The sequence below is a fragment of the Corynebacterium tuberculostearicum genome (genome assembly GCF_032821615.1).
GTDB classification, from domain to species: domain Bacteria; phylum Actinomycetota; class Actinomycetes; order Mycobacteriales; family Mycobacteriaceae; genus Corynebacterium; species Corynebacterium tuberculostearicum_H.
On sequence record NZ_JAVBIF010000021.1, the window covers coordinates 16,702 to 27,512 of the forward strand.

The following is a 10,811-nucleotide window of genomic DNA, read 5'->3' on the forward strand; positions in this document are numbered from 1 at the left end:
TGCAGGAAATTACATCGACCATGTAAGAGTAACGCAGGACACGTTTGCGCGCGGCGGTCTGCTAGCTAATTCACACTGCGGGGGTAGCACTACACCAAAGCCCCCGTTAAACATGCTGTTCACAGGGGCCTGGAGGCTACCACGTCAGGGTCCCCCTACCCCTAAGGCAGACTACTTTTCGGGCAACCTCGCCCATTGTGGGGCGGTGGTACGCCGAGATTGTTGAACACCAGAGGGACGTGCCCCCGCGGCGAAAGCTAGAACAAGGACAAGCGGGTGGAACGGTAAATGCTGCCAAAGGGGGCGTCGAGTCGCACCCACCGACCCAACTGAGCCACCCGCAGGTGCCGCGGCACATCCATCGGAGCGGAAAATCCAGGAATAAGCCCCAGGTTGGTGCAGGCAAAGATCATGCGCATGGGGATTTCAACCGTGGTGCCATCGCCTTCCACCGTGACAACGGTTTGATTCAACAAGCTGGACGGCGGGCCCATGGGGCCAGAAAATTGCCGGGTGAGCTGTTGGCCTTTATCGGATAGATCGCGCACCACGGTAACCGGCAAGGTATCGACCACGCTGTAACCCGTGGCCGGCGGCAAGGCTCCCGGCCAGGATGGATCGCGGGCAGGACCCAAATCTAACGTGCCGCTAGATTCATGCTCTTTGAGCTGCTCGGCGAGCGTGGCCGCGGAAACCACAGCCCCATCGCGGGACGCGACGCCTTGGACGCGGCGGGAGGCAACCACCTCGAAGGGGGTGGTGACAAAGACATCGACGACGTCGTCAGTCAGTTGGCGCAGTCGCACCGAAGCGCCCGCATCCAAGCCGACTGCGCGCGTGACAAGGGCCCGAAGGCCGGGTCCACCGCTTCCAATTTCTAGAGTCTCGGTGACCATGCCTTCGGGCCCTGCCTTTCTAATCTGTGCTCTGCCCCGCTGCTAGTTGGCAGCGGTATTGTGCAGAATATCCTTTTCCTGGTCCGTCAACGGACGCGGGGTCTGCTGCTGACGGTCAATGACTACCTGCACGCAATCCACGGTTGCCGCGACCTCGCCCTGGGCGTTCTTCACCTGCTGAGTGGTGGTAAACGAGGTGGTACCAATCTGCGAAATGGTAGTTTCCACCTCCACCGTAGTGGTGTCCTTAAACTCCATCGGGCGCAGGAAGTCCACGTCCAGGTGGCGTACAAACGCAACGAAGTCGAGGCCTTTGGAATAGATATGTTCCTTCGCAAAGGCCAAACGCGCTTCCTGGGCGAGCTCGATGTAGTTTGCGTTCATCATGTGGCCGTACATATCAAAGTCCGACCAGCGGGTTTGAATACGGTACGTGTGCACGCTTGGGGTTGCCATCATTCTCCTCAGTTAAGGCGTTAGCTACTTAGCGGGTCAGCTTGCGGTGGGTCACACGGGAAGGACGGGCTGCCTCTTCACCGAGGCGGTCGACCTTATTCTTCTCGTAATCGCCGAAGTTACCCTCAAACCAGAACCACTGGCCTTCTTCCACGTTGCCCTCCCAGGCCAAGATGTGGGTACAGGTGCGGTCCAAGAACCAGCGGTCGTGGGAAATGACCACGGCACAGCCCGGGAACTTCTCCAGCGCGTTTTCCAGCGAGCCCAGGGTTTCCACGTCCAAGTCGTTGGTCGGCTCGTCAAGGAGGATCAGGTTGCCGCCCTCCTTCAGGGTCAGCGCCAAGTTCAGGCGGTTGCGCTCACCACCGGAAAGCACCTTGGATGGCTTCTGCTGATCCGGGCCCTTGAAGCCGAACGCGGACAGGTAAGCACGCGAAGGCATCTCGTTTTGACCAACGTGAATGTAATCCAGGCCGCCGGAGACAACCTCCCAGACGGTTGCCTCGGGGTCGATGTTTTCACGGTTCTGGTCCACGTAGGACAGCTTGACGGTATCGCCCACCTCGACGGAACCGGCATCCGGCTGTTCCAGGCCAACGATGGTCTTAAACAGGGTGGTCTTACCCACGCCGTTCGGGCCGATAACGCCCACGATGCCATTGCGCGGCAGGGTGAAGGAGAGGTCCTTGATCAGGACGCGGTCATCGAAGCCCTTCTGCAGGTCCTTGACTTCCACAACCTTATTGCCCAAGCGCGGCGGAGTAGGAATCTGGATCTCTTCGAAGTCGAGCTTCTTGTACTTCTCGGCCTCGGCAGCCATCTCCTCGTAGCGCTCCAGACGAGCCTTGTTCTTGGCCTGGCGGGCCTTCGAGCCGGAGCGTACCCACTCCAGCTCGTCCTTCAGGCGCTTGCGCAGCTTCGCGTCCTTCTTGCCAGCAACCTCGAGGCGCTCCTGCTTCTTATCCAGGTAGGTGGAGTAGTTGCCTTCGTACGGGTAGAGCTTGCCGCGGTCAACCTCACAGATCCAGCCCGCGACGTGGTCAAGGAAGTAGCGGTCGTGGGTCACGGCCAAAACAGCACCCGGGTAATCGGCCAAGTGCTTCTCCAGCCACTGCACGGACTCGGCGTCCAGGTGGTTCGTAGGCTCGTCGAGCAGCAGCAGGTCCGGCTCGGTGAGCAGGAGCTTAGCCAGCGCTACACGACGGCGCTCGCCACCAGAGAGGTTGGTCACTGGGGCGTCGGAAGGCGGGCAGCGCAAAGCTTCCATGGCCTGCTCGATCTTGGAATCAACCTCCCAAGCATCGGCGGCGTCCAGCTCTTCTTGCAGCTTGCCCATTTCTTCCATGAGCTCGTCGCTGTAGTTGGTGGCCATTTCTTCGGCGATCTGCTCGAAGCGCTGCTTCTTTTCAAAGATATCGCCCAAGCCCTCTTCGACGTTGCCGCGTACGGTCTTCTCGTCATTGAGTGGCGGCTCCTGCTGCAGGATGCCCACGGTGGCACCCGGATCCAAGAAGGCCTCGCCGTTGGAAGGCTGATCCAGGCCGGCCATAATCTTCAGAATGGAGGACTTACCGGCACCGTTAGGGCCGACCACACCAATCTTGGCACCTGGGTAGAACGCCATTGTTACATCGTCAAGGATGACTTTATCGCCAATTGCCTTGCGCACGTTTTTCATCGTGTAGATGAATTCGCCCACTTTTACCCCTTTGCAAAAATTTGGGAGACGTATTTATCTACACAAACACTACATCAGAACCACTGCCCAGGTGCCTCGGGTCAGGTACACCCGAGGCGATCAAGCCGGTGCGGAAACGCTTAGGCGTTTACTGGGGCGGATTCTGCCTCGGCAGCCTCCTCTTCCACTTCGGCGTCATCGAAGGAATCTTCTTCCCCACCTCGTGCGGCTGCGGCGCGCTCGGCTAGATAGCGGTCCGCCGCGGTATCGGCAGCGGTATCTCCCTGCCCCGCCTGCTGCGGCGGCAGGCTGTGGTCCACGTCCGGTTCGATGGCGTTGTCCCCCAGTTCTGGGACCGCAATATTTTCTTGGTTGTACTGCGGAGCGAGCCGCTTAGTACCGATAACGTGGCGGTTTAGATCCAGGCCCACGTACTGCGCCTTAATGAACGTGCGGAAGTGATCGGTACCCTGGTCATCGCGCCATTGTTCTGTAACTAAGGAGCCCACGATGATCAACGGCATGCCCTTGGCTAGGGATTTGCGCACATTGATGGCGAATTGATTCCACATTTCGACGTCGATGTAGAGGTGGTCCACGTCGCGCCACTGCGGGGCCTTGGGGTTATTGCCTTCCGGGTCATTTGCGCCAGCATCGACCTGACGGTCCGGAATTCGGCGCGAGGAGGCGACGCGCAGTTTGGCCTTATAGGCCCCAGTTGAGGTCTTGGTCAAGATGGGATCGCGAGTAAGGCGACCGGTCAAAGTAATTGGGTATTGGGACATGGTGCTAGAAAATCCTTTGCTGGATAGTTGGATAGGCGAGTTCGGTTTTCCTCGCTCGCTTCCACATCCTGATGCCGGCGCGCTATCTACACCATGCCGGTAACCCCCACCTTGTGAATAACTTGTTGTACCCGTCAACAAAAATCGGGTTTTAGGGCGATTTTGGGCCGGTTATCCACAGGCTAGCGCCCGCGGAAGCTCGATTCATCGCCGTGGCCCATATCCTGGAGCATCGCATTATAGCGTTCCAATTCGGCATCATCGTCCGCATCCGCCTGCATATCGTGGCGGCGAGCCGTAGCGCGATCATCGCTGAGCCAATCCAGGAAGAGCTTGCCAAAGACGATAACCAGCGGGAACTGACCAAATCCCCACGCGATGCCGCCGCCGACGCGTTGGTCTTGGAGCAAATCCTGATCCCACGGCAGCTCCAAATACTGGTAGAAGTCTGCGCCCAACACGCTTTGCAGCTGCATCAGGTACACGCCGGCAAAGAGGTGGAATGGCATGGAAAGGAACAGCACAGCCAATCGGAACGGGGTGGAGTGGCGCTTGGGAAGTGGATCCGGCCCGATGATTTCCCAGAAGTAGAAGCAGCCGGAGATGATGAACGCAAAGTTCATAATGAGGTGGCCGGCGTGCTCGGAGATAGCGAATTGATATAGGCCGGGGAACAAATACAGCACGTAGAGGAAAAATAGGTACTGCACGAGGTTGACAAACGGATTGGTAATAAACGCGACGATCTTGGACTGGGTGGCCGCCAGCGCATAGTCGTGCAGGCTGGGCTTCCCCTTCGGTCCTGCCTCAAAGGCTTCCATGAGAAGGGTCAGTGGCGCACCCAGGACGAGCAGGAGCGGGACCGCCATCGACAAAATCATGTGCACCAACATGTGCATGGAGTACATCGCCGGCATGTACAGGCCTAGGCCGGTAGACATCACAAGGGTCAGGCCTAGCGCTCCGCACATAAACCATGCGGTACGCCCCTTGCTCCAGGTTAGGCCGCGCTTGTGTACGCGGTAGACGCAGTAGCCATAGGCCGCAGCCAACAGCAGGCCAATGGTGCCAAACATGATGTCAAAGCGGAACATGGTCCATACGTTGAGCACCGTGGGCTTTTCAAACAGCTCATAGCCCATCAGAATCTGCATCGAGTTGAGGTTGGGATCCCGCGGTGCGGGCGGCACGGTGCGGCCCAGCGTGATGGCTACGCCAATGGTGGCGGCCATGACCGCTACTTCCACGATGGCGATGCGGACAAAAAGGCGCGGGTTCTTGCCCAGCTGCGGGATGGTGAGCTCGCGGTGAGCGAGGCCGAAAATACCCAGCAAAATCGTCAGCACGAATTTAGTGATCAGAATGATTCCGTACGCGGAATCCACCAGATCGGAGATATTCATGCGGATGAGCGTGTTAATCAAGCCCGAGACAGCAAGCACCACAATGGCCATAAAGGCGATGCCGGAGTAGCGCTTCACCGCAAAGGCGAGATTGGGGCCGAGGCGCCGACCATGGGCGATAAGCGCCATAAGCCCGCCTACCCAAAGCATGACAAAGACCAAGTGCCACAGGAGCGAATTGGTGCCGTAATCATGGTCGCCACCTGCCGCGGAATGGCCTTCCATGCCAATGGGCACGACCTGCATTATGGACAAGAAAAGCAGGACCGGCTGCATGGACCAGCCACGGCCCACGAGCCCGAGAATGCCCACTACCAGGGCAATGAGCACGGAGATTGCCCACACGATGGTGGTGGAAATTTCCGTCAGCGCCATTTTCATGATGGAAGGCTCGAATACCTGGGAAAAGGGCGCGCCGGTGAGGTCGGACATAATGAGCGGGATTTCCACGAGCCCCACGGCCGCCATGCCAAAGGAAGCCCACGTACCGGTGCGCGCGGCGATGTGGCCGTCGACGGACAAGGGGGCATCGATAAGCGCGGCATTGTCCCCGCGCGGAGCGATGAGGAAGGACGAGGCCAAGAATGAGCCCACGGACAAAGCCATGAGAATCCACGCCACACCTCGAAAGAGCGGCAGGCCAAAGGTGGTTATGCGGCCGGGGTCCGGAATGCCCAGGGCCGCTAGGGAATCGGCCAGGAGGAACAGGGAAATAAAACCGGCGATCAGGCCGGCAATTAGCATCGCTGCGATATAAATTCCCCAGGAAGGGCGGGGCTTCTTACCCGCCGCGTTCACACTGTTAACCTGCTCATTTGCCATAGTGCGCATTGTATAGCGCGACCTAGTTTCTCACCTAACACACATTTTGTCTTTACATGTGCCATTATGGAGCTTATGGACACCCGTCAACTTCTTTATTTTCGCGCCGTTGTAGACAATGGCTCCTTCACGCACGCTGCCGAATCCCTCGATATGACCCAGCCATCTCTGAGCCTTTCTATCCGGAAGCTAGAAAAAGAGCTGAACGCCCAGCTGCTTTCGCGCGGTCGCTCCGGTGTCTCCACCACTGACGCTGGCGATTATGTCTACGAAACGGCCGTCAAGGTTGATGCGCTGCTCAGCGAAACCCAGCGCCATATCAGCGAAATCACCGGCGACAAGGCCAGCACCGTATCCCTCGCCTCCGGCGCCATCTTGAACTGGGAATTTACCCCTGCCGCCCTGGCTGAGCTCAAGCGGATTTACCCCACCGCCAATATCTCGCTGGACGACGCCGAGCCGGCCACCGCTATCAAGCACCTGCTGGATGGCCAGGTGGACCTAGCGCTCTTGCCGACGTCCGATCCGAAGGCCTTCATTCGCCGCTACTCCCCCGAGCTCACCGTCCACCAGGTGGCCACGTTCGATTACTCCGTCGCCCTTCCCCAGCACCTCGCCGAATTGGAATCCCCCGTCTCCCTCGCTGACCTGAAGAAGGAAACTTGGCTAGTCCCACCGCGCAGCCGCGAACTTCCTGAACTAGCCGAGTTCTATCAAGACCTATGGAATAGCCGCCCGGGCCTCAAGCCGGAAAAGACCCAGGAGGTCGCCAGCCTCAATAGCGCGATTCCTATGGTCTCCAGTGGCCTCGGCGTCAGCATCGTGCCCAATTGCGCACCTACTGTGCAGCCGCACGGCATCATCACCCGCCCCATTGCTGATGACCTGCCGCGCTACTACGCCATCGTGGCCTACCGCACGGATCGCGAGCTGACCGCAGCTGCCCAAGACTTGGTGGACATCCTGCGCTCGCCGCAGCGCACCCTGGCTTAGGTTTCCTCGCCCTCGTGGGCTACTATGAGTGCGTTGTAAGCCCCCATAGCTCAGTGGATTAGAGCAGTGGGTTTCTACCCCATGTGTCGCGGGTTCGAATCCTGCTGGGGGCACCGCGCGAAAGCCTTGAGGCGCCGAGTTTCTCGCCGCTTCAAGGCTTTTTGTTTACGCTAGGACTCACCATGCCCCACCCCGGAAAGGCTTAACCATGTCACTTCCCGCCCCTTCCCGCACGTCTTATGCCCTCGTTACGGGTGCCAGCCAAGGAATTGGCAAGGCCATGGCGCAGGATTTCGCAGCACTGGGATATAACGTCATCCTTGTGGCCCGCCGCCGCGAGGTCCTGGAGTCCATCGCCGCCGAGCTCGAGCAGCGCCATAATATCGAGGCCATTGCCCTGCCGGCGGACCTAGCGGTGGCTGACGACGTCGCCCGCGTGGCCGAGACCATCGCCACCCGCGAGGTGTCGATCCTGGTCAACTCCGCCGGCATCGCCAGCTTCGGCCCCTTCATGGATCAAGACTGGTCGTACGAGACGACGCAGTTCGAGCTCAATGGAACTGCCGTCCACCGCCTTACACGAGCCGCCTTGGAGCAGATGCTGCCTCGCCGCAGCGGCGCCATTTGCAATGTCGGCTCTGCCGCGGGCAATATCCCCATCCCCAATAACGCTACCTACGTTTTCACCAAGGCAGGCGTCAATGCGTTTACGGAGGCCCTGCACTATGAGCTGAAGGGCTCCGGCGTCTCGTGCACCCTGCTCGCCCCCGGCCCAGTGCGCGAGGCCACCATCGCAGAGGAAGACCAGTCGATCGTGGACAAGGTGGTACCGGACTTTTTGTGGACCACCTACCAGTCGTGCTCCCAAGAAACCATCGAGGCCATGCGCCGCAATCAGCGCCGCGTGGTGCCCGGCCCGCTATCTAAGGCGATGAATACCCTCAGCCAGGTGCTGCCCACCCCGGTGATTGCACCGCTGGTAGGCAGCTTCTACGCCAAGATGGGCTAGGCCCCGGCGCCTTCTAAGTCCTTGTCTTTGTCTTTGAACACGCTGCCCTCGCCACGTGCTCGTTTGCGCTCTACCCAGAAGTCCGCATTCTTAATGCCCAAAGCTTCTGGGTCGAACTGCGGATCCTTGCCGGCCTTCTTCTGCTTTTCGTAGTCCTTGAGCGCCTTGATGGCGGGGACCTGCAGGAAGAGGATGGCGATGATATTGAGCCATGCCGTCGTGCCGACGCCGATATCGCCCAGCGCCCACGCCGCACCCGGAGTGGTGGTGGCGCCAACGATGACAGAAACAATAATTAGCGCGCGAAGCACCCAAATCAGACCACGGCGGGCCGTGCGGGAGCGGACCCAGCGGTTGAAGTAGGTCAGGTTGACCTCGGACATGTAGTAGTACGCCAGGACCGTCGTAAAGGCGAAGAAGGCAATGGAGACGGCAATGAAGGTTGGGCCCCAGCCGGCGAAGACGCTATCGAGGCCGGACTGCACGTAGCCAGGGCCAACCTCGACGCCATCAGGAAGCGAGCCGTTGTAGACCACTTCGCCGTCCTCGGAGCTGCCGCGAAAGACGGTGTACATATCCGTAGAAATAATCATGAACGCGGTGGCCGAGCAGACAAAAAGTGTATCAACGTACACCGCGAAGGACTGCACGAAGCCCTGCTTAGCGGGGTGGGAGACCTCGGCAGCCGCCGCGGACTGCGGGCCGGTACCCTGGCCGGCCTCATTGGAGTAGATGCCGCGCTTAACACCCCACATGATGGCCGCGCCCAGCATGCCGGAGAATCCGGCTTCCATATTGAATGCGGACCTGAAGATGAGACCGAAGACCTCCGGAATCTGCGAGAAGTTCATACACATGACCACCACGGAAATCACGATATAAATGACCGCCATGAATGGCACGACAATGGTGGCGAAGGTCGCAATGCGCTTCACGCCGCCAATAATGATGATGGCCAGAATGCCCGCCAAGACGACGGCTGCCCAGGTGGAGTTGATGCCCCAGGCGGTATCGGCCGCGGCGGCCACCGCATTGGCCTGGATGGCAGGCAAGAAGTAGCTGGTAGCCAAAATCATGGCGACGGCAAACACGATGCCATAGACCACCATGAAAGGCGCCGCCTTAGTGTGCTTGTAGGCCTTTTCGATGTAATAGGCGGGCCCGCCGCGGTACTCACCGGTGTCCTGGTCCTTCTCCTTGTAAATCTGCGCCAACGTACTTTCGATGAACGAGGTGGACGAGCCCAACAGCGCCACTGCCCACATCCAGAACACGGCGCCAGGCCCACCGAAGGCGATGGCTGTGGCCACGCCGGCGATATTGCCCACGCCCACGCGGCCAGAGAGCGAAACCATCAAGGATTGGAAGGAAGACACGCCATCGGCGGACTTTTCTCCGTTAACGATCTGCTTGAGCATGTCCGGGATGCAACGCACCTGCAGGCCGCGTGTCACCACGGTGAAATAAATACCCGCGCCGAGGCATAAAAACACCAAGACGGGGGACCAAATTACGGTATTGAGGGCATCGAGGAAGTTTGCCATCTGGTCTCTCCTAAGTCTGTCGCACCTCCCGAATGAAGAGCGATTAACCAGAGTATGCCCTAACTCACATCAATGAGTGAGGCAAATCACCGAATAATTTTATGCAGTATGGCGCCACACTTACTGAAAGCTGGCGTTGTCCAGTAGTAATCGCCCCTCCAGGGCAGCCCGGCTCGTACCCCATACAGGGGTAAAAGCACGCGGGCGTAGAATGGGCCGCATGCCACATTCCGAGATAGCCGCAAAACACGACCGCCTCGTCTGGATCGATTTGGAGATGACGGGCCTCGACCCCGAGCGCCACGTCATTGTTGAGGTCGCCGCCGTCATCACCGATGGCAACCTCAACATCCTGGGCGAAGGCATCGACCTCGTCGTCCACGCCACCGAGGATGAGCTGGCACAGATGGATTCCTTTGTTACACAGATGCACGCTAAGTCCGGGCTGGATAAGGAAATCCGCGAGTCCACCATCTCCATCGGAGAAGCCGAGGATGCCGTACTCGCGCTCATCAATGAGCATTGCGATCCCGAGCACCCCGCTCCCCTGGCCGGCAATTCCATCGCCACGGATCGCACCTTCATCCGCACTTATATGCCGCGGCTCGATAGCGCCCTGCACTACCGCATGATCGACGTCTCCACCATCAAGGAGCTTGCCCGCCGGTGGCACCCGCGTGCTTATTTCAACCAGCCCGATAAGGGCATGGCCCACCGCGCACTGCAGGACATCATCGAATCCATCCGCGAGCTGGACTTCTACCGCCGCAGCGTCTTCCGCACCGACGAAGGCCCCACCTCCCCCGAGGCGGAGGAAATCAAGGCTGAAACCACCGCAGATTACCAGGCGTTTTTGTAATTTAGGCGGCGTGAGTTAACCTATATCTCGTTGCTTTCACGCAGCGATGGTGGCTGTAGTTCAGCTGGTAGAGCACCAGGTTGTGATCCTGGGTGTCGCGGGTTCGAGTCCCGTCAGCCACCCCAAGTGCCCGAGCCTTGCGCTCGGGCTTTTTCAGTTTTCGGCCTAAACGACACGATGTGTTGGCGAGGTTGTACGGCTAGCCGGTCTGGCGTGCTGATATTAGGACTATTTCACTTATCCAAAGGGATATTCCAGCTTCGACCATGAAATACCGCCAAAGACATGCCGGTGTGCTAGGCACCTAGGTTCACGATGAGGGGATGAGTAAAAATCATCCTCGATGCCCCGTCTGCGGCGGGGAAT

Annotated in this window: 9 protein-coding genes and 2 tRNA genes; 5 read left to right on the forward strand and 6 right to left on the reverse strand. The window is 59.1% G+C overall.

The genetic code is table 11. The features are described 5' to 3' along the window. Nucleotides 1-257 precede the first annotated feature (257 nt). The 5 genes from RAE09_RS10725 to RAE09_RS10745 form a co-directional block, all read right to left on the reverse strand. Complete coding sequence (locus tag RAE09_RS10725; protein ID WP_150851296.1) at nt 258-896, reverse strand: hypothetical protein; 639 nt, start codon at nt 894-896, stop codon at nt 258-260. Nucleotides 897-938: 42 nt separating this feature from the next. Further along, nucleotides 939-1,355 carry an acyl-CoA thioesterase gene (locus tag RAE09_RS10730; RefSeq protein WP_250411345.1) on the reverse strand — a complete coding sequence of 139 codons (417 nt, stop codon included), beginning with the start codon at nt 1,353-1,355 and terminating at the stop codon, nt 939-941. Nucleotides 1,356-1,380: 25 nt separating this feature from the next. Then, nucleotides 1,381-3,051: an energy-dependent translational throttle protein EttA gene (ettA, locus tag RAE09_RS10735; protein ID WP_005327274.1), complete on the reverse strand. Its 1,671-nt coding sequence runs from the start codon at nt 3,049-3,051 to the stop codon at nt 1,381-1,383. 119 nt (nt 3,052-3,170) lie between these two features. Then, nucleotides 3,171-3,815 carry a single-stranded DNA-binding protein gene (locus RAE09_RS10740; RefSeq protein ID WP_005324002.1) on the reverse strand — a complete coding sequence of 215 codons (645 nt, stop codon included), beginning with the start codon at nt 3,813-3,815 and terminating at the stop codon, nt 3,171-3,173. Between the two features lie 182 nt (nt 3,816-3,997). Next, nucleotides 3,998-6,049: a cytochrome c oxidase assembly protein gene (locus tag RAE09_RS10745; RefSeq protein WP_316981668.1), complete on the reverse strand. Its 2,052-nt coding sequence runs from the start codon at nt 6,047-6,049 to the stop codon at nt 3,998-4,000. Nucleotides 6,050-6,115: 66 nt separating this feature from the next. Between RAE09_RS10745 and RAE09_RS10750 the strand changes: the two genes are divergently transcribed. The 3 genes from RAE09_RS10750 to cmrA all read left to right on the forward strand — a co-directional run bounded on the left by RAE09_RS10750 (nt 6,116) and on the right by cmrA (nt 8,042). After that, complete coding sequence (locus RAE09_RS10750) at nt 6,116-7,033, forward strand: LysR family transcriptional regulator (RefSeq protein WP_316981669.1); 918 nt, start codon at nt 6,116-6,118, stop codon at nt 7,031-7,033. A 39-nt stretch (nt 7,034-7,072) separates the two neighbouring features. Then, nucleotides 7,073-7,146, forward strand: a tRNA-Arg gene (locus tag RAE09_RS10755). 95 nt (nt 7,147-7,241) lie between these two features. Further along, on the forward strand, nt 7,242-8,042 hold the full coding sequence (cmrA, locus tag RAE09_RS10760) for a mycolate reductase (RefSeq protein ID WP_316981670.1): 801 nt from the start codon (nt 7,242-7,244) through the stop codon (nt 8,040-8,042). Here the strand turns inward: cmrA and RAE09_RS10765 are convergent. Further along, entirely contained in the window at nt 8,039-9,586 is a 1,548-nt protein-coding gene (locus tag RAE09_RS10765) for an alanine/glycine:cation symporter family protein (protein WP_316981671.1), read from the reverse strand. The genes cmrA and RAE09_RS10765 overlap by 4 nt on opposite strands. 211 nt (nt 9,587-9,797) lie before the next feature. Here RAE09_RS10765 and orn point away from each other — a divergent pair, with 211 nt between their 5' ends. Continuing rightward, nucleotides 9,798-10,445: an oligoribonuclease gene (gene orn, locus RAE09_RS10770; protein WP_316981672.1), complete on the forward strand. Its 648-nt coding sequence runs from the start codon at nt 9,798-9,800 to the stop codon at nt 10,443-10,445. 49 nt (nt 10,446-10,494) lie between these two features. Beyond that, a tRNA-His gene (locus tag RAE09_RS10775) sits at nt 10,495-10,570 on the forward strand. Nucleotides 10,571-10,811 lie beyond the last annotated feature (241 nt).

Coding starts and splice junctions, on each gene's coding strand:
- RAE09_RS10725 (WP_150851296.1), bottom strand. CDS start 896: ATGGTCACCGAGACTCTAGAAATTGGAAGCGGTGGACCCGGCCTTCGG.
- RAE09_RS10745 (WP_316981668.1), bottom strand. CDS start 6,049: ATGCGCACTATGGCAAATGAGCAGGTTAACAGTGTGAACGCGGCGGGT.
- RAE09_RS10740 (WP_005324002.1), bottom strand. CDS start 3,815: ATGTCCCAATACCCAATTACTTTGACCGGTCGCCTTACTCGCGATCCC.
- RAE09_RS10765 (WP_316981671.1), bottom strand. CDS start 9,586: ATGGCAAACTTCCTCGATGCCCTCAATACCGTAATTTGGTCCCCCGTC.
- orn (WP_316981672.1), top strand. CDS start 9,798: ATGGGCCGCATGCCACATTCCGAGATAGCCGCAAAACACGACCGCCTC.
- RAE09_RS10750 (WP_316981669.1), top strand. CDS start 6,116: ATGGACACCCGTCAACTTCTTTATTTTCGCGCCGTTGTAGACAATGGC.
- cmrA (WP_316981670.1), top strand. CDS start 7,242: ATGTCACTTCCCGCCCCTTCCCGCACGTCTTATGCCCTCGTTACGGGT.
- RAE09_RS10730 (WP_250411345.1), bottom strand. CDS start 1,355: ATGATGGCAACCCCAAGCGTGCACACGTACCGTATTCAAACCCGCTGG.